The sequence below is a fragment of the Streptomyces achromogenes genome, from assembly GCF_030816715.1.
Taxonomy (GTDB): Bacteria; Actinomycetota; Actinomycetes; order Streptomycetales; family Streptomycetaceae; genus Streptomyces; species Streptomyces achromogenes_A.
Genome location: NZ_JAUSYH010000001.1, coordinates 9,019,295 through 9,036,983 on the forward strand (window position 1 = coordinate 9,019,295; position 17,689 = coordinate 9,036,983).

Annotated in this window: 15 protein-coding genes and 4 pseudogenes; 10 read left to right on the top strand and 9 right to left on the bottom strand. The window is 68.4% G+C overall.

Annotated elements, in window-relative coordinates; translation table 11 throughout:
* The first annotated feature begins 27 nt into the window (after window positions 1-27).
* A pseudogene (locus QF032_RS39695) lies at window positions 28-827 on the top strand (IS5 family transposase).
* A 36-nt stretch (window positions 828-863) separates the two neighbouring features.
* On the opposite strand, the gene QF032_RS39700 reads toward QF032_RS39695, so the two are convergent.
* The 3 genes and pseudogenes from QF032_RS39700 to QF032_RS39710 all read right to left on the bottom strand — a co-directional run.
* The gene (locus QF032_RS39700) at window positions 864-1,760 is read right to left on the bottom strand and encodes an aminoglycoside phosphotransferase family protein (protein ID WP_307059961.1); all 897 of its coding nucleotides are present in this window, start codon (window positions 1,758-1,760) and stop codon (window positions 864-866) included.
* A 168-nt stretch (window positions 1,761-1,928) separates the two neighbouring features.
* On the bottom strand, window positions 1,929-2,252 hold the full coding sequence (locus QF032_RS39705) for a hypothetical protein (protein WP_307059963.1): 324 nt from the start codon (window positions 2,250-2,252) through the stop codon (window positions 1,929-1,931).
* 11 nt (window positions 2,253-2,263) lie between these two features.
* Window positions 2,264-2,734 (bottom strand): annotated as a pseudogene (locus QF032_RS39710) (transposase); the annotation flags it as partial.
* Window positions 2,735-2,813: 79 nt separating this feature from the next.
* On the opposite strand from QF032_RS39710, the gene QF032_RS39715 reads away from it, so the two are divergent.
* The 4 genes from QF032_RS39715 (at window position 2,814) to QF032_RS39730 (ending at window position 7,056) form a co-directional block, all read left to right on the top strand.
* A complete protein-coding gene (locus QF032_RS39715; protein WP_307060548.1) occupies window positions 2,814-3,050 on the top strand; it encodes a DDE-type integrase/transposase/recombinase in 237 nt (78 codons plus the stop codon).
* Window positions 3,051-3,124: 74 nt separating this feature from the next.
* Window positions 3,125-3,346, top strand: coding sequence for an IS3 family transposase (locus tag QF032_RS39720; protein WP_307049675.1), 222 nt, complete (start codon window positions 3,125-3,127; stop codon window positions 3,344-3,346).
* 345 nt (window positions 3,347-3,691) lie between these two features.
* Entirely contained in the window at window positions 3,692-5,347 is a 1,656-nt protein-coding gene (car(A), locus tag QF032_RS39725; protein WP_307059966.1) for an ABC-F type ribosomal protection protein Car(A), read from the top strand.
* A 917-nt stretch (window positions 5,348-6,264) separates the two neighbouring features.
* The gene (locus QF032_RS39730; RefSeq protein WP_307059967.1) at window positions 6,265-7,056 is read left to right on the top strand and encodes a hypothetical protein; all 792 of its coding nucleotides are present in this window, start codon (window positions 6,265-6,267) and stop codon (window positions 7,054-7,056) included.
* Between the two features lie 961 nt (window positions 7,057-8,017).
* Here the strand turns inward: QF032_RS39730 and QF032_RS39735 are convergent.
* A pseudogene (locus QF032_RS39735) lies at window positions 8,018-9,372 on the bottom strand (class I SAM-dependent methyltransferase).
* Window positions 9,373-9,468: 96 nt separating this feature from the next.
* Between QF032_RS39735 and QF032_RS39740 the strand changes: the two are divergent.
* Window positions 9,469-9,600, top strand: a complete 132-nt coding sequence (locus QF032_RS39740) for a hypothetical protein (protein WP_307059970.1) — start codon at window positions 9,469-9,471, stop codon at window positions 9,598-9,600.
* A 7-nt stretch (window positions 9,601-9,607) separates the two neighbouring features.
* Here QF032_RS39740 and QF032_RS39745 read toward each other — a convergent pair whose 3' ends face one another.
* Window positions 9,608-10,735 (bottom strand): SGNH/GDSL hydrolase family protein, encoded by a 1,128-nt coding sequence (locus QF032_RS39745; protein ID WP_307059972.1) that lies wholly within the window; start codon window positions 10,733-10,735, stop codon window positions 9,608-9,610.
* Between the two features lie 627 nt (window positions 10,736-11,362).
* Entirely contained in the window at window positions 11,363-12,781 is a 1,419-nt protein-coding gene (locus tag QF032_RS39750) for an IS30 family transposase (RefSeq protein WP_444875865.1), read from the bottom strand.
* Between the two features lie 303 nt (window positions 12,782-13,084).
* Here QF032_RS39750 and QF032_RS39755 point away from each other — a divergent pair, with 303 nt between their 5' ends.
* From QF032_RS39755 to QF032_RS39770, 3 genes and pseudogenes are all read left to right on the top strand, one after another.
* A complete protein-coding gene (locus tag QF032_RS39755; RefSeq protein WP_373430517.1) occupies window positions 13,085-13,258 on the top strand; it encodes a DUF6207 family protein in 174 nt (57 codons plus the stop codon).
* Window positions 13,259-13,324: 66 nt separating this feature from the next.
* Window positions 13,325-14,387, top strand: a pseudogene (locus QF032_RS40985) (IS630 family transposase).
* 64 nt (window positions 14,388-14,451) lie between these two features.
* Complete coding sequence (locus QF032_RS39770; RefSeq protein ID WP_307049694.1) at window positions 14,452-14,814, top strand: hypothetical protein; 363 nt, start codon at window positions 14,452-14,454, stop codon at window positions 14,812-14,814.
* 62 nt (window positions 14,815-14,876) lie between these two features.
* On the opposite strand, the gene QF032_RS39775 is transcribed toward QF032_RS39770, so the two are convergent.
* From QF032_RS39775 to QF032_RS39785, 3 genes are all read right to left on the bottom strand, one after another.
* Window positions 14,877-15,185 (bottom strand): hypothetical protein, encoded by a 309-nt coding sequence (locus QF032_RS39775; RefSeq protein WP_307049696.1) that lies wholly within the window; start codon window positions 15,183-15,185, stop codon window positions 14,877-14,879.
* 488 nt (window positions 15,186-15,673) lie between these two features.
* The gene (locus QF032_RS39780) at window positions 15,674-15,955 is read right to left on the bottom strand and encodes a hypothetical protein (protein ID WP_307049698.1); all 282 of its coding nucleotides are present in this window, start codon (window positions 15,953-15,955) and stop codon (window positions 15,674-15,676) included.
* Entirely contained in the window at window positions 15,952-16,113 is a 162-nt protein-coding gene (locus QF032_RS39785) for a hypothetical protein (RefSeq protein ID WP_307049700.1), read from the bottom strand. The genes QF032_RS39780 and QF032_RS39785 overlap by 4 nt, the downstream gene beginning before the upstream one ends.
* Before the next feature lie 368 nt (window positions 16,114-16,481).
* Between QF032_RS39785 and QF032_RS39790 the strand changes: the two genes are divergently transcribed.
* Entirely contained in the window at window positions 16,482-17,612 is a 1,131-nt protein-coding gene (locus QF032_RS39790) for an amylo-alpha-1,6-glucosidase (protein WP_307059980.1), read from the top strand.
* The last annotated feature ends 77 nt before the right edge of the window (window positions 17,613-17,689 follow it).

The following is a 17,689-nucleotide window of genomic DNA, read 5'->3' on the forward strand; positions in this document are numbered from 1 at the left end:
GGACCCTAGATCGGCAGGGTGTTCCGAGTGCGTGCTGATCTTGTTCCGGATGACCTGTGGGAGCGGGTGGCTCCGCTGTTGCCGTCTGCTCCCGAACGGCGCCGTCGCTACCCGGGTCGACTTCGGGTTCCGGACCGGGCGGCCCTCGCGGGCGTCCTGTACGTGCTGCGGACTGGTGTCGCTTGGCGCGATGTTCCGGCCGAGACCGTGGGCTGCTCCGGGGTGACGGCCTGGCGCCGGCTGCGGGACTGGACCGAGGCCGGCGTCTGGCCCCGTCTGCATGCCGCCCTGCTGGCCGAACTGCGCCGCGCTGACCTTCTGGACCTGGACGACTGCGCCGTGGACGGGTCGCATGTCCGGGCCCTGAAAGGGGGGATCACGTCAGCCCCTCGCCCGTCGACCGTGCCCGTCGCGGCTCCAACCGCCAACTGATCGTCGACCACCACGGCATTCTGCTAGCTGTCACGCTCACCAGCGGGAACCGACATGACCTCACCCAGTTGCTGCCGCTGCTGGACGCTGTCCCAGCTATTCGGGGCCTGCGAGGACGCCCGCGCCGCAAGCCCCAGCGTCTGTATGCCGATCGGGGCTACGACTTCGACAAGTACCGCCGTCTGCTGTGGAAGCGCGGCATCAAGCCGATGATCGCCCGACGCGGGGTCGCCCGCGGGTGCGCTGGGTCGTCGAGCGCGCCTTCGCCTGGCTGCACCAGTTCAAGCGGCTCCGCATCCGCTACGAACGACGGCGGATGCACCAGGGCCTGCTCGCAACTGGCCTGCAGCCTCATATGCCTTCGCATCTGTTCCCGTTGGTGCTGCTGTCGGTGAGGGCGGCAAGCGATACGGCCTACGACCGGGGCGACATCACTCCATCGACTCCAGAATGCGGTCGAGTGTCCGGCGCCCCATGCTGCTCATCGTCGGATTGCTCTCGGCGTAGTACCAGACAACACCCATCGCCTGTTCGAATGCCCATGCCTTGCCGCGCTCCCACTCCAGATCGTCACAGGCCAGTGTCCGTCGGAGCACTTCCCGCGGGTCTGGCTGCAACAGGTGCCAGGCACCGACCAGATCCAGCGCGGGGTCGGCCGGGCCGAAGCCGCCGGTGTCGAGTACGCCGCTGAGCCGGTCTCCCGCGACCAGTACATTGCCGGGAATCAAGTCACCATGGCTCATCACGTCGGCACCCGTGCGCGGCAACTCCCGAAAGTGGCTCCACACCTGGCGCAGCCGGGGCACGTCGAGCAGCCCCTCACTCTCCTCGAAGCACTTCGCCATCCAATCGTCGTGGTCGGTGAGAACGCCGCCACGGTTTTCACCGCTGAAAAGCCGCCCCCGCGTCTCGGCGTCCCTCAGGGCGGCGATGAAGGCCGCAAGGTCCTCGGCAAAAGCGTCCGACCCACTTGGGTCGGCATCAAAGGCGACCGTTCCCGGCAGCCATGTCTGGACCGACCACGGCATGGGGTAACCCGCTCCAGGCTTTCCCAAGGCGACCGGTTCCGGGGCGGGGAACCGAGACACCTGTGCCAGCTCCGCGCTCGCCTGGGCTTCCAGCTCCAGAACAGCTAGCGCCTCGGCGGCATCGACTAGACGCAGTGGCAAACGCGCGGAGAGGTCGTTCCCGATGCGGAAGATGGCGTGGACCGTCCCGGTCGACGCCAGGGGTCGGATCGGCTTGCCGCTCCACTGAGGGAACTGTTCTTGGATCAAGGTCGCAACGATGTCGGTGGTCAGGTCCACCTGGTCATCATGCATAGTCATTCTCGCAGGCCCTTCCACCAGTCCAATTCGAAACGCCGGAAGCAGAACAGATCAACTGAGACGACAGCCAGTATTCATAGGCCAGGCCAGGGTCCAGATCAACTGAGATTTTCGCCCACCCAGGTGTCTCAACCGAGTGATTGGCAAGAGTTGTGGATCAGCAGCGGCTCACCATGATTCGCGGCCAAGGTGCATGAGACCTTGGATGGTGCCCAGGCGGGTGTGCAGGGTGGGCTCTGGGGCCGGCGTGTCGGTGAGCAAAAGGACCCGTACCGACGAGTGTTCCGGGGCGTAGGGGTCGTCCTGGCCGTCATCGCCGGGGATGGCGTTCGGCTGGATCTCGATGCGTCCGTAAGTGCCCTGGGCGAGGTGGTAGACGCCCCGGTAGTCACTTTCGCGCTCGGTGAAGACCACATCGAGGTGGCCGGTGACGAGGCGGACCAGTTCACTCGCGGTGTGTGTGCTGGTGCCGTAGGTGTCGTAGTCGGTCATGGTGGCTGACCTTATGCCGCGAGCGTCTCGGGGCGTTCGAGGAGCTCGCCGCGTTCGAAGCGGGCTCCGGCCCTCACCAGGGCGACGAGGTGGGGGGCGTCGACGGCCCGCCATTGTGCCTGGGCGGACTCGACGAGCTTGAACACCATCGCCAGGGCGGCCGCGCGGGAGCCGGCTCCCTTGGTGACCTTTGTCCGCAGCCGTACGGTCGCGAAGGTCGACTCGATCGGGTTAGTGGTCCTCAGATGGATGCAGTGTTCGGCGGGGAAGTCGTAGAAGGCCAGCAGCTCGGCCTCATCATCCGTGATCTTCTTGACGGCCTTGGGGAACTTCGCCTTGTACTGCTTCTCGAACCCCTTGACCGCCCTGGCCGCGTGCTCCTTGTCCTCGGCGTTGTAGATGTCCTGGATGGCTTTCTTCGCCGCGGGCTGGGCCGACTTGGGCAGGCAGTCGAGGACGTCGGCCGTCTTGTGAACCCAACAAGGGTTTCACGCGCCGCGACCCGGAGGCCACGCTCGCTCCGGACCTCGTGAACAGGGACTTCACCGGCCGGCGAATCGCCTGTGGGTCACCGACCTCACGATGGTCCCCACCGGCGAGGGTCCGTTGTGGCTTTCCGCGATCCGGGATGCGTTCTCGCGGCGGGTGGTGGCCTGGGAGACTTCCGCCCGCGCGGACGCCTGCCTGGTCCTCGCCACGCTCGAGTACGCCCTTGCCGGCCGTGAAGTGGAGCCCGGACAGCTCATTCACCACGCCGACCACGGCTGTCAGTACACGTCAGGCTCACAACTCGGTTGATGCGAGCGGGCATTGAGTCGTCTATAGGGTCGGTCGGGGATTCGTACGCTAACGCCCTGGTGGAGAATCTGTGGATGCTGATCAAGACGGAGGGCCTGCGCGGGCGCACCTTCGCCACCAGAGCCGAGGCGAACCTCGCGCTCTTCGAGTACATCGACGGCTTCCATAACTCCCGGCGCATCCAAGAACGGCTCGGCTGGCTCAGCCCGATCGAGTTCGAGGAGAAGTATCACGCCGACCAGGCAACGGCCGAACGAACAAACCTGAAACCCCGTCAACCCACTCCGACCTGCTGATCAGTACCTCTCGCACAGCGGGGGAAGCTCAGCCTGCCCTCCCGACCGGTTCTGGCTGGACCGGTTGCCGGTGCAGGTTCGTGTCGTCTACGGTGGCGGTATGGGTTCCCTGTGATCGGTACGTGTGGTCCGCAAGGGCGTGGGATGTCGAGCCTGGCTCCGTCACCGCGTCCGGCCGTGCACGCCTGAGGAGACGGACGCGCCGCGATTCCTTCGCCATGCGCTGTTTTCGCCCGACGGAACCGCTCCCGACGGTCTGCTTCTCCGACCGTCTGCGTTTTCCTGACGGACTGCTGTGTACGCGGCGACATCACTCAACCCCGTGCCGATCAGGAGGACTTCTGCGTGTCGACAGCGCAACTCGCTCTGCATGACATCACCAAGCGTTACCAGGCCCACGTCGTACTCGACCGGATCGACTTCACGGTCAAGCCGGGCGAGAAGGTCGGTGTCATCGGGGACAACGGATCCGGCAAGTCCACGCTGATCAAGCTCATCGCCGGGCAGGAACAGCCGGACAACGGTGCGCTGACGGTGGTCGCCCCCGGTGGCGTCGGCTATCTGGCCCAGACGCTGGAGCTGCCGCTGGATGCCACGGTCCAAGACGCCGTCGATCTGGCCCTGGCCGACCTGCGGGAGCTGGAGGAGGGCATGCGCCGGGCCGAGGCCGAGCTGGCCGAACGGCCCTACCAGGCGGGCCAGGACCCCGAACTCGCCGGCCTTCTCGAGAGTTACGCCTCGCTGGTCGACCAGTACCAGGCCCGTGGCGGCTACGAGGCCGACTCCCGGGTGGAGATCGCGCTGCACGGGCTCGGGCTGTCCGGGCTGGAACGCGGCCGTCGGCTGGGCACCATGTCGGGGGGCGAGCGCTCGCGCCTGGCCCTGGCCGCCACGCTGGCCTCGGAACCCGAGCTGCTGCTGCTGGACGAGCCGACCAACGACCTGGACGACCGGGCGGTGGGCTGGCTGGAGGAACACTTGCGCAAGCACAAAGGAACCATCGTCGCCGTCACCCACGACCGGCTCTTCCTCGACCGTCTGACCACCACGATCTTGGAGGTCGACTCCGGCAAGGTGGCCCGCTACGGCAACGGCTACGAGGGCTACCTGGCGGCCAAGGCGGCGGAACGGCAGCGCCGGCTGCTGGAGTATGAGCAGTGGCGCGCCGAACTGGACCGCAGCCGCGAGCTGATCGAGTCCAACGTGGCACGCCTGGACGCCATTCCGCGCAAGCTGCCCTTCGCCGTCTTCGGTGCTGGGCAGTTCCGCATGCGCGGGCGGGGCCACGGGGCGATGGTGCGGATCCGCAACGCCAAGGAACGGGTCGTGCGGCTGACCGAGAACCCGGTCGCGCCCCCGCCCGAGCCGCTCACCTTCACCGCCGAGATCACCACCGAGGCCGCACAGCCCCAGGAGACGGTGGCCGAACTCACCGGCGTCCGGGTCGGCGACCGGCTCGGCATCGACTCCCTGCGCCTTGGGCCCGGTGAACGGCTGCTGATCACCGGCCCTAACGGGGCAGGTAAGACGACGCTGCTGCGGGTGCTCTCCGGAGAACTGGCACCCGACAGCGGTTCGGTGCGGGTGTCGGGCCGGGTGGGACACCTGCGGCAGGAACAGACACCGTGGCAGAAGGGGATGACTGTCCTCCAGGCGTTCAGCAGCGGACGGGTCGGCGACATCGACGAACACACCCAGGTGCTGCTCTCCCTCGGCCTGTTCAGCCCGGACGACCTTCGGCATCGGGTGCAGGACCTGTCATACGGGCAGCGGCGCCGCATCGAACTCGCCCGGCTGGTGACCGACCCGGTCGACCTGCTGCTGATGGACGAACCCACCAACCACCTCTCGCCCGCGCTTGTCGAGGAACTGGAGCAGGCGCTGACCAGCTATCAGGGCACGGTCGTGGTGGTCACCCACGACCGGCGCATGCGGTCCCGCTTCAACGGCACCCAACTGACGCTGCGGGACGGGCACGTCGCCAAGTTCACCACCGCCTGATCGCCGGAGCCGTGCAAGGCAGGGGCGCGCACAAGGGGGGCCGTCCCTCCGGGCGGTCAGAGGCGGACCGCCACGCAAGACGCCCGGAAAGGGCTGCCGCTCCAAAGCGGACGGCGGTACGGCGAGAGCGAGGCAGGAGAAGCGGCCGAACACGGTAGCGAGGGCGACCGCGGTCTCATGATGGGCCAAGGCGGCGCCCAGGCAGCGAGGAGTCCCAGATGCCCGTCCATCTCGTGCAACGTCACCGTTGACGGATCCGGCCAGGACTGGCGGCTCGCGGAGTCATTCGTCGGCGCGGTCGTCGTCCTCGTCGAGACCGCTGGCTCCGAGGTCACGGAGTGGGCGCAGGCCGCCGTCGACCGGGGTGGAGGAGCGGAAGCCAGCTCACCGGGCTCCCGGTGCGGCAGGCTCCGGCTGATTGGCCCGCAGGGCGTCTTCCAGCGCCTGACGGATGGCGTCGACGGCGATGTCGGGAGCCGGACCGTCACCCTCGGGGGGTGCGGCACTGTCTGGGTTCTCCGGGCCGGTGCGTCTGCCGTCGTCCCTGCTGGGGCCACTGGTGCTTCCTCTCGGGCCGTGCCCGTGCTCTGTGAGTCCGGGACTCCGGGCCTCCAGGACTCTGTGCCTTCCTGCTGGGGCCCGGTGTTCGTCGTTGCGGCGGTCACCTTGTCGGCGTCGGCCGACCGGTGCTCGTCCTCCAGGCCCCGCGCTTCGGCGACCTCTTGCCGGTCCTCCGCGTCCAGCTGCTGCCACTCGCGGTAGGCCGAGGCGGTCGCCTCGTCGCGAGGCGGGCGCCCGGCCCGGTAGTCGGCGAGGTAGCCCTCGTTGAGTGCGATGGCGGCCGTGGTCTCTTCGGCCCGGGCGGCCTCCCCCGTTCTGCCTGCATCGCGGCGAGCTTGGCCTGCACCCGGTCCTGCATGCGCCGGGAGTCGTACCCGCAGATGGGCCAGCGGAAAGGCCAGCTGACGGCACTCCGGGTAGCCGGGGTCGATCGGCAGTGCGCCGCCCCAGGCGTTGACGGCCCCCTGGACGCCGTCGAGGTACTGCGTCATCTGCTGCGATCCGTGGGCGTCGGAGACCGCGGCCGCCAAGCCGTCGAGGTTGCCGACCAGCGCCTGGAAGCGCTCGCCTTACCCGAAGTCGGGGAGGCCCAGGCGGCTGCGCTGGCCATCGCGTCGCGCAGGTCGGCCCGCAGCACGTCCACCCGATGCCGGGTCTCATCGCTGACGGCCGCCCCGGGCGGCGGACCGTACGGGGGGGCCGGTGAACGCGGAGTGCATGACCGCCGCTTGGGCCGCGGCGTGCTGCGGTGCGTCGGCCAGGTACGTGACGTCATTGGGCAGGCGTTCGGCGGCCAGTCGCGCGAACCACCCGCCCTCGGGGCCCGGGTGGAGCGTGGCGATGACGAAGTCGCCCCGCAGTACGTCTCCGAAGTCGACCGGCTGACCGTCCAACCCGGACAGGCGCAGCCGATGGCCCGGATCCCCGGCGAGCGCGACGGTGTCGACGTAGCGCTGGGGTGCGGGCGGCTCCTCGGTGATCTGCTCGTCCGGCGCCGCCGCGTCGGTGGTCTGCGGGGTCGGTGGGTGGTCATGGTCGGTTCCTCCGAAGCGTCTCGCGCCGTCTCGTCACCGGGGGCGGCCTCGCTGGACGGGGTCGGGTCCGGCTCCGGCGGTGCGGCCGCCGTGCCGGGCTCCGGCGTCTGCTGATCGCCATCCGTCGGCCGGGGGCGGTCCTGCTCGAGGAACGACGCTTCGCGCCGCGCCCCGTGCATCCCCTCATCCGGGACCGCGACTGCGGGTTCCTGGGGGTCCGGCGCGCGATCCAACTCCGGATCGCTGTTCGCCGCCGTGTTCTCCGGGGTGTCGGCGACAGCCAGCGACTCCGGGGTTTCCTGGGGGCCCGGCGCCGGATCGTCGTCCGTGACGCCGTCCGTCTCGGGGGCCGCCGTGGTCTGCGCGACTGCAGGTGGCTCCGCGGGACCGGTGTCGGCGGCCGGTTCGGTGGTGTCCTCCGGGACCTCCGGCTCGTCGTCGACGGCCACGGGGACCTGTTCGGCCGGCGCCGTCTCGGCGGCCGCGCTCTCCTCTGCGGGGTCCGTGGAGAGGGCGGCCAGCTCCGCATCGCAGGCCTCCACCGTCGCTTGCGAACGGGAGGCCAGCAGGGTGGCGGCCTCCCGTACCTCCCCCAGCGGACCGCGCAGGTCCTAGCAGCGATCTCATTCCGCGAGAGCCGCACCCGCCGTCGGTGGCGCGGCGCGCACCCAGTTCGAGCCCAGCACCCAGCTGTCCGGCTCGGACTCTGCGGTCTTGGTGAGGTAATCCCTGGCCAGGGACGAGGAACTGCGGGACGGTGTACGGCTGGTAGGCGAAGCCGAGCCCGAGCAGCCCGTCCTCCGGCAAGGACGTGCACGTGCCCGTCATGCAGGCCGAGCATCAGCATCCGGCCGCCGAGATCGACGAGCTCGGTCTGCTCGTCGACGTACCGGCGCTCGCCGGCGTCGGTACCGACACAAACCATCGGGCCCGCGCGGATCGCGACGGTCTTTCGGATCCTGTCGCGGGCTTCCACGGTCAAGACATGACCATTGAGCAGGACGGTGTCAGCAGGCAGCACGTCAGGTGGGCTGCGGCGTGTCCCACCCACCGACGGCACCGGACCGACGCCTCGTCAGGCGAGCGCCGAGGTCGAGGTCGAGACCCCCAGGAAGTCCCTGCGCAACGGCATGCCGGACCGGCCGTCACCGCCGGTCCTGACCGCCAGCACCTGGTTGACGCCCATCGTGTTGGTCTCGAACCCGACCGCCGACGCCGCCATATACAGGCGCCACACCCGCGCCCGCCCGGGCGAGGTCAGCTTGACCGCCTCGTCCCACTGTGCTTCGAGGTTGGCCACCCACTCACGTAGCGTGAGGGCATAGTGCTCGCGCAGGGACTCGACGTCGCGCACCTCGAAGCCCGCTTCCTCGAGCAGTGACACGGTGGAGCCTATGGGAGCCAGCTCGCCGTCGGGGAAGACGTACCGGTCGATGAAGGGGTCCATCCGGTACTTCCCTTCGTCCCGCACAGGACGCCGCGATATCTGGTGGTTGAGCAACCTCCCGCCGGGCTTCAGCAGTTGATGCAGTATGTCGGCGTACTCTCGGTACCGCTTCCCGCCCACGTGCTCAGCCATACCGATCGAGGAGATCGCGTCGAAGGGGGAGTCGTCGATCTGGCGATAGTCCTGCACCCTGATCTCCACCAGGTGGTCAAGCCCCGCCGCGGCAACACGCTCACGAGCCAGTGCCGCCTGCTCGTGCGAGATGGTGACCCCTACGACCTGTACGCCGTAGCGTCCGGCCGCGTGCATGGCCATCGAGCCCCAACCGCAGCCCACGTCCAGCAGCCGCTGCCCTTGCGCAGAGCGAGCTTGCGGCAGACCAGGTCCAGTTTGGCCTCCTGGGCCTGCTCCACGGTGTTGTCGGAGCCGGAGGACGGGTCGCCCTGCCAGTAGGCACAGGAGTAGACGAGCGAGGGGCCCAGGACCAGGGCGTAGAAGTCGTTGCCCACGTCGTAGTGGTGACTGATGGCCGCCTTGTCCCGGCGCATGCTGTGCGCGGGACCGCGACGGCGCACCACCTCCTCGGCGGGCGGTGCCGGCGGGAGCACGACCCCCGCGAGGCCGAGCGTCCGGCTCACGGCACGCAGGCTGCCGGGTGTGGTCAGCACGCTCAACGCTCCACGGAGCGCCGCCGTGCGGCTGCCGGACCCCTCCCGTTCCCACAGCAGCGTCGAGATGCGCTTCAGCAACTCGTACAGGTCGCCGTCGACTTCGAGGTCTCCGGCCACCCAGGCGCGGGCAAGCCCCAGCTCGCCGGGCCGCCACAGCAGACGCCGCAAAGCTTCGCGATTGTGCAGGACGAAGGCCGGCCCGTCCTTGGGACCGGCCGTGCTGCCGTCCCAGAGGCGGATTCCCACGGGCAGGGGGAGACCCAGCGCCTGTTCAATGAAGCGGGCCAGAACTGCTGCGGCTGGTTCGGTCATGTGAAACCTCTCAGTCAAAACGCGGGCCTTCTCCACCGGCCCCACATCGGTCAGCAGCTGGTGGGCGTAGGAGCGGGGGATGGAGAACACCCTTGAGTGACCGTGCCCATCGCGCTGTGCCTTGCGCAGCAGGGCGAGCCCGCCCTCCGGGCTGCCCGGTCGTCCGTAGCCGGGCAGCAGGCCGCCCGCGACATCGCGGGCGGCCTGCTGCGGTCCGGGATCTACTGACTGACTGTCAGCTCTCGTTGGTCGTACGGCGCCTGCGTGCGAAGTAGACCGCGGCGCTGCCGGCCACTACGACGGCGAGACCGGCACCCGCGAGGACGGGGGTGCTGCTCGAGGCGCCGGTTTTGGCGAGGTCTCCGTTCGTGGACGGCTGGTTCGCCCCCGTGTCGCTGCCGGTGCCGCCGCCGCTGCCCGTACTGGTGCCGGGCTCGGGCGTGGCCGAGTCATCAGGGGTGGGGGTAGGGGACGGACTCGCACCGGGCACGTCGTTGTCGGCGAGCTGCGCCGCGAAGGCGCCGGCGATCAGCTTGTGGCCGGTGGCGTTGGGGTGGGGGTCCTTCTTCGTGCACGCCCAGGTCAGCTGGCAGATCTTGGCCACGTTGGCCGGCACCTCACCCGCGCCGGGCACGTTGACCTGGGTGGTGAAGTCGTCCGAGGAGAAGGCCCCGGCCACGTCCGCCACCTTGAAGCCGGTGGACTTGTACACCTGGGTGATCCCCGTGTTGGCGGCCCCGACCAAGGGTGCCGACTCCTTGGCGGCCTGCTGACCGGAGGCGCCGAGCAGCCAGGTCGACAGGAACGGGTTGTAGTACGTCGAGCCCACGAACTGGGTGTTGTTCGTGCCCGCCTTGCGGAGTGTGCCCGCGATCTGGGCGATGTTCTTCGCCATGTTCTGGCTGGTGCTGTTCAGGCAGGTTCCGTCGAGAGTGCCGGCCGGGCTGACGCATCCCTGGAGGATGTCGTTGGCGCCCACACTGAGAGTCACGTAAGCGACCTTGCCGTGGTGCTGGGCCATGGCCTGCAGGGCGGCGTCCAGTTGGGACTTGGCGTGCGGGTAGTCGCACTTTCCGCCCTTGATCAGGGACTCGGTGGTGTCACCGGTGCAGCCCAGGCGTATGTGCTTCAGCCCGGGGGTGCGCTGCTTGAGCTGCGCGTAGAGCTCGTCGGTGTAGGCGAGATCGGTGTCCTTGTCGACGTCCGGCTGGTAGCCGGTGGCCAGGGAGTCGCCGAGCGAGATGTAGTACGTGGCGTCCTTCACGCCGGTGTCCTCGGCGGCGGTGGCAAGTCCGGGCGTGCCCAGCACGATCGTCGTGGCTGCGATGGCAAGCCGGGGGCCGACACTCTGAAGGGGTCTCATCACTTGTGTGTGCGCTTTCCAGTTATTAGGGGGATGTATGACCGAAGGTGAAGCCTTGGTGAAGGCCGGAGGGAGGGGGGAATTTATGCCTTCGTAAACTGCGGGATATGCCCGACTTCACATCGGATGCGTGGGCGTCAATTTAGCAAGGTGGTTACCGAGTTGGCTATGGAAGACCGACAAAGTGATGGTCGCTACGACACGTGTAACCATCAAAAATGTCCGACCGCGCGGAAACTGGTCACCAGACTCGCCGGTAGCCACTCATTGAGTGATCGACTAGGTGTCGAATGCTTCTCGCGGCAGCCCGTCCACCCGCAGGAAAACTGAGTCCAACTGCCGGGGTGGGCTGGTGTTAAGCGCAGCATGCGGCCTCATTGTTCGACGGGTCGGATGCCGTCGATCGCGGAATGAAGATGCCGGGATCGAAGTTTGTCGGTCGGCCGACCTGGCCGCGGAGAAAGCCGAAGCCGCATCCAAATCCAGCGTGTCGTCAACTGCCCTTCGGCCGGATGCGGGGCTTCGGTGTTGTCGTGTGGGGCCCGACTCATGGAGGTCTGTCAGCTCGGTGGTACCCGGAACGAGGCAGGCACGGGTGTCCAAGATCATGGAGTTCTCTAGGCGAGTTCAACCAGTCGTTGCAACACCGGGCTGTTGCAGCGAGCGTAGCTGTTCTTCGAAGACCTCGGTCGGCGTCCGCCAACCCAGGACTTTGCGGGGCCGGTTGTTGATCGCCATGGCGACGGCTTCGAGGTCCGTGAACGACCAGCGGGAGAGATCGGTGCCCTTCGGGAAGTACTGGCGCAGCAGCCCGTTCGTGTTCTCGTTCGTCGGTCGTTGCCAGGGCGAGTGCGGATCGGCGAAGAACACCTTCGTCCCGGTATCGAGGGCGAACTGGGCATGAGCGGAGAGTTCCTTCCCGCGGTCCCAGGTGAGGGTTTTGCGTAGCTGCTCAGGCAATTGCGTCATCGACGTGGTGAGCGCTGTGTTCATCGCGATCGCGCCATAGCCCCCGAGCGAGGGGCCGTTCTTCACGGGCGGCTTCTCGCCCCAGCCCTCGAGCCGGGGCAGGTGCACCAGGAGCGTGGAGCGGCTGCTGCGCTCGACGAGCGTGCCGATCGCGGAGCGGCCCGTCCCGATGATCAAATCGCCTTCCCAGTGTCCGGGGACCGCGCGGTCCGTGGCCTCGGCGGGGCGTTCGCTGAGGACGACGTCCGCGGTGACATGCCCCTGCGGTTTGTTCTGCGACCGTGCACGGGGAGTCCGCAGCGCCCGGCCGGTACGCAGACACGTGACCAGCTCCCGCTTGAGCGCGCCACGGCCCTCGATGAACAGCGCCTGGTAGATCGCTTCGTGGCTGATGCGCATGGACTCATCATCGGGGAAGTCGGCATGGAGACGGTGCGAGATCTGCTCCGGGCTCCATGCCGTCGCCCATCGTCTGTCCTGCCGGTGCGGCTTGTTCAGCCCCTTCCATGCGGGCGTCCTGGGTCCGGGGACGATCGTGCTGTCGGGGCGGCGGATGCTGTCGGCGAGCCGGTCCTGCACGTACTCACGCAACCTGTCGTTGCCTGCGAGCTTCGCGGTCTTCGGCCGCTTGGCGGCCTGCTGTGCTTTCCACTGGGCGACCGTCGCGCGGTACTCCTGCTTGCCGCTGCGCGTGGCGGCGTTGCGGCGCAGTTCGCGAGAGATCGTTCCGGGGTCACGCCCCAGGGCGCGGGCGATCTCGCGCACGCCCTTGCTCATCGCCCTGAGGATCGCGATCTCCTCGCGCTCTTCGAACGTGAGGTACCGGCCCGTGGGCTCGGCCAACGAGATCGGAGGCATGCCGCCAGCGTGACGAAACCACCTCGCACCCACCGGCCACGACACGCCGACCGCCAACGACGCCTCCACCGTCGTGACCCCCGTGGCGATCAGTCGCCAGAACTGGCGCTGCACGACCCGAGACGGATCAGGCCGCCCCGGCGAACGCATCGCCGGCCGCAACGCACGGTCAGCGCGCCACTGCCGACGCCGCCCCTCCGGGACATCGCTGGTCTTCAAACTCCAGTCCGCCGTAGCCACGTCGCACACCTCCGAGATCAGGGTGTTGCGACGACCAGTTGAATCCACCCTACGCCCCGTGATCCGAGTGGAAGACCGTGCCTGTCGACGCATCATCGCTGATCCCGCGTGCCCTTGACCAGCTCCGCAAGCATCCCGAGGTCGTATCCGACGAGGTCCGCGCCTGCTGCAGCGGCTGGCCGAGATCCTCGACCCACGAGACCCGCGCGGTGTGGGAGGGCGAAGACAGGGCAGCGGCGGAAGCCTCCCGGGCGCCCAGGCGTACTGCCGTACAGGGACCCGATCAATGAGGCGCACGTGAATGAGCCGGGCCTGGTCGTCGTCGACGTCGCGGCCGCCCACGACGCCACCGCACTGGCTTTCCAGCAGCTGCTCGCCGATCGATGGGCGACGGCGACAGCGGAGCGTACGACGCACGACGTCGGCCAGCCCGGGGTACGGCTGCGCTGCTACTGAACTTGATTGGGTGATGTCGGTGCCGTTTGCCTGACAGTTGGGTGTCGGCACCGGTAGCTCTGGGGTGTGAGGTACGCGCAGGGCGGCGGATTGACCGACGCTGAGAGAACCTGGCGGGAGCGGTTACGGCTCCAGGCCGTGGAGCGCTTCGAGGGCGGGCAGAAGAACGCGGAGATTGCCGCTGCCCTGCGGATCAGCGTGCGGTCGGTCGAGCGGTGGCGCCGGGCCTGGCGCGAGCGCGGAGAAGCGGGAGTCCTATCGAAAGGGTCGCCGGGAAGACCTCGGCTCAGTGACGCTCATATCGCCAGGTTGGAAAAGGAGTTGGAGCGTGGTCCACTGGCTCACGGCTGGGCGGACCAGCGGTGGACCCTGGCAGGGATCAAGACGCTGATCGGCAGGCTCTTCCGCGTCTCCTACACGGTCGAGGGCACGTGGCGGCTGCTGAAGCGGCACGGCTGGAGCTGGCAGCAGCCCACTCGACGGGCGATCGAGCGCGATGACGACGCGGTCGAGGTCTGGAAGAAGGAGACCTGGCCGCGGGTAAGAGCACCGCGGCGGAGCGCAACGCCTGGATCGTCTTCGAGGACGAGCCAGGGCAGTCGATGACTCCGCCGCACGCCAGGACCTGGGGCCGGGTCGGCCAGACCCCGGTCGTGAGGGTGAGGGGCCGGGGCTCGGGCGCGTGTCGATGGCGGGGATGGCCTGCTACAAGCCGGGCGAGCGGTCCCGGCTGATCTACGCGATCCGCGAGTATCGGGGCTGCAAGGACGAGCCGAAGGAATTCGGCTGGCGCGACTTTCGCGACCTGATCGTCCGCGCCCGCATCCAGCTCGGCGAACCGATCGTGCTGGTCTGGGACAACGTCCGCCTGCACCTGACGGCCGGCATGCGCGAGTTCATCGATGCGAACGCCGAGTGGCTCACCGTGTTCCAGCTCCCCACCTGTACCCCGGACCTCAACCCGACCGAGGGCGTCTGGTCGCTGGTCAAGCGGGACATCGGCAACCTCGCCGCGGCCGACCTCGGCCAGATCACCCACGCCGTGAAGCGCAAACTGAAGATGCCGCAGTACCGACCGGAGGTCATCGACGGCTGCCTCGCCGGCACCGACCTGGCCCTGGACCTGTGAGCGTCGGGTCGACCGACCCGTAATTGGTCGAAGCCCAAAGCTGCTGGTCAGCTACGGTGACGGCATGACTGACAGCCTGTCCGAGGACGTAGCCGACGTGCTTGACCTCGTCCTGAACCCGGACGAACCCGTTCACGTCGCCCTCCGACGGCAGGTGCCCCAACTCAGGGTGCAATCCCGTTGTAAGTGCGGGTGCGGCACTACCTGCTTCGAACTCGACGCTGACACGGTGGAGCCCGCGCCAACGGGCCCCGGCACCGTCGTGGCTGCCGACGTCCAGCTATTCACCGAAACCGGCGAGTGCCCTGGCGAGGTTTTGGTCTTCACGCAAGGCGGCTACCTCTCATGGCTGGAGGTCTGCTCTTGGAGCGATGACGTCGAGGTGAATCTCGCCGCGGCGCGACGCTGGCTACAGCCACCGTCCTGAACCCGAGCCAGCAACATCCGGCGGTGTCGGGCCCTGACGCCGCCACTACGAGCCGACCGACATCACGAGTTCAAGTTCAGTACCTGGACTTGAATCAGCCGGTCGGCTCGGATGCGCCGACCGACTCGCTCCCGTACGTCTCCGCAGGGGTACAGCAATGACGATCGTCTAAACTGGCCCGTCTCGGGCGTGATCACCTCCAGCCGTCGCGTCGACGCCAGGTCCCGCATTTTGTGGAAGTCGTTCTCGATGCTGGTGCGGAAGAGCTTGTCGCTCTCCGTGGACCGTTCGATGAGGCGTTCGGCGAAGGCGCCCACGGAAGCCGGGTCGGACAGATGCAGGCGCGTATCGCGCAGTGCCTTGAGGCGCAAGTGCTTCGGGTATGGGTGATCACCTTGGCGGCCAGGCGGGTGCGGCTCCTTTCGACCGCTGCGGTGTGCACATCGCGGTAGTGGAGCGACCGGATGCAGTGGAGCGCGACCAGGTCGCGCAGCACATCCACGGGAAGCGGGGCGAACGGAGTGGCGGCGCGTACGGCGGTGAGCGCCGCTGGCACGCGTCTCTCCACGTCGACCCACAGTGCTTCAACGGATGGAGAGTCGACGGCGACGAAGTTCTCGGACCAGCCGCATCGGCTGGTGGGCATCGGCTTGTGCACGCGTTGGGGGTAGTGCAGGTCGAAGGGGAGAAGCTGCCGGCTGCTGCCCTTCGGCTCGGGCATCGTGAACTCTTTGAGCAGGACCTGGGATATGAGGTGCTGCCGCGATGTCGGCTGTGCTGGTACCACACGCCGAATTCTGCCAAGTGCCCCTCGCCACCCGCTCAGAGTTTCCCGGCTGCCGATCCACAGGGGCACCGGTCAGCGCAGCCGGACCACGGTGACGACCGCGTGCCGGGTCGTGCCCGCCACGGCCTCCACCGTCACGTCACCGACGGCGGGTGCGTAGGAGTCGCCAGCCTTCGTGAACGCCCGCCCGGCCTGGGGGATCAGGCGCGGGCCGATGACGGAGGCGAGTGCCGTGGTCAGCCGCTGGGACAGCGCGACGCGTCCATCGGACAGCCGTACGGCGAGCGCCTTCGGATGCCGCGCGGTGCCGGTGAAGCCAACCATGGCGACGTCGACCGTGTCCGCGTGCCTCACCTTCGACCAGATTCGGCTCGACGCATACCCAGACTTGAGCGGCTTACCACCAGGCCCTCAACGCCGGTGCCTTCGAGCGTCTCGAACCAGAGGAAGGCCTCGTCCAGGTCCGTGGTCGACCACACCGGCACGATCGGCGGGCCGACGTCGGCGAGCACGTCCAGGAGGACCTGGCGGCGGCGCTGCGCGCACGGACGGGGCGCAGGTCAGGACTGCCTGCCGCAGGATGGGCCGGGATGCCGAACGCGGAAGCGCGCGGGTTCGAGTAATCCCGCACCTTGCTGGGCCGGAACCTGACTGTCGTCCTACCGACGAATGACCTTCATGCGCAGGTTCGTTGCTGTCTCTGTGGGTTCGAGCAACGAGCCGTCCGCAGGGGCCCGCACAGTCAACTCCCTTTGTTCTGCGTGGCTGCAGCGTGGATCCGGCTGCGGACGCGTGGCACGGGGGAAGCCAGGGTGAGGGGGAACCAGGGCCTGTCCAGGGCCGGGCCGTCGACCCCGCCACCGAGGAACAACCGGGCAAGATGCTGCACGAAGTACGGCGCGGTGCCCAGGAATTCACCGACACGTTCGCGCTGCCGCCGGTCTACTACGGCACGGTGGACGCCACCCCTCTGTGGATCACCCTGCTGCACGACGCGTGGCGCTGGGGCCTGGCCCCCCAGGAGGTCGAACAGCTCCTGCCGCACGCCGAGTCCGCACTGGCCTGGATGCGCGATCACGGCGACGCGAGCGGCGACGGCTTCCTCAAGTACATCGACCATACCGGCCGGGGCCTGGCCAACCAGGGCTGGAAGGACTCCGACGACGCCATCCGTCACCGTGACGGCCGCCTCGCCGCCGCGCCGATTGCCCTGTGGGAGGTGCAGGCGTACGCCTACGAGGCGGCGCGCGGCGGAGCAGCCTTGCTGCGGGCGTTCGGGCGCCCGGGCGCGGACGCCTGGGAGGAGTGGGCACAGCAGCTGGCCGACCGCTTCCGCAAGCACTTCTGGGTGGAGGATGAACGCGGCCCTTACCCAGCGGTCGCCCTGGACCGTGACGGGATGCCGGTGGACTCGGTGACCTCAGGCTTCGGCCACCTGCTCGGCACAGGACTGCTCAACCAGGAGGAGAGCGCACTACTGGCCGCCCGGCTCAGTGCACCGGACCTCGACTCCGGCCACGGACTGCGCACACTCAGCAGTGAGGCAGCGGGCTTCAACCCCTACGGCTACCACACCGGATCGATCTGGCCCCACGACACCGCGATCGCCGTGCATGGCCTGGTCACAGCCGGCTTCCCGGACGCTGCGGCATCGCTGGCAACGGGCCTGCTGACAGCATCTGCGGCATTCGACGCCCGGCTGCCCGAACTCTTCACCGGCCACGGCGCCGAGGCAGGCACCAACCCCGCGCCCTACCCGGCGTCCTGCCGACCCCAGGCATGGGGAGCCGCCTCCTCGGTCCTCGTCCTCCGCTCGGCCCTCGGCCTGGACGCGGACGTGCCCGCAGGCACGCTGACGGTTGCGCCCACCTTCGCCGCGGCCTATGCCCCTCTGACCGTAACCGGACTCCAAGTCAACGGGAGCCGGCTGGACGTCACGCTGACGCCGGACGGATCAGTGAACGTGACAGCACCCAAGGGGCTTCAAGTGATCACACCCGGGCGCCCCTGAGTAATCCCGCAGGCTCGGAGGCTCGGCCCATGTGGCCTGGTGGAGGACCTAAGCCGCGGTTGGCGTGGCGAGCACCG

What these genes read in the sequence shown, in the direction of transcription:
- QF032_RS39700 (WP_307059961.1), bottom strand. Translation starts at nt 1,760, where the DNA reads ATGACTATGCATGATGACCAGGTGGACCTGACCACCGACATCGTTGCG.
- QF032_RS39705 (WP_307059963.1), bottom strand. Translation starts at nt 2,252, where the DNA reads ATGACCGACTACGACACCTACGGCACCAGCACACACACCGCGAGTGAA.
- QF032_RS39720 (WP_307049675.1), top strand. Translation starts at nt 3,125, where the DNA reads ATGCTGATCAAGACGGAGGGCCTGCGCGGGCGCACCTTCGCCACCAGA.
- QF032_RS39730 (WP_307059967.1), top strand. Translation starts at nt 6,265, where the DNA reads ATGCGCCGGGAGTCGTACCCGCAGATGGGCCAGCGGAAAGGCCAGCTG.
- QF032_RS39745 (WP_307059972.1), bottom strand. Translation starts at nt 10,735, where the DNA reads ATGAGACCCCTTCAGAGTGTCGGCCCCCGGCTTGCCATCGCAGCCACG.
- QF032_RS39770 (WP_307049694.1), top strand. Translation starts at nt 14,452, where the DNA reads ATGACTGACAGCCTGTCCGAGGACGTAGCCGACGTGCTTGACCTCGTC.
- QF032_RS39790 (WP_307059980.1), top strand. Translation starts at nt 16,482, where the DNA reads ATGCTGCACGAAGTACGGCGCGGTGCCCAGGAATTCACCGACACGTTC.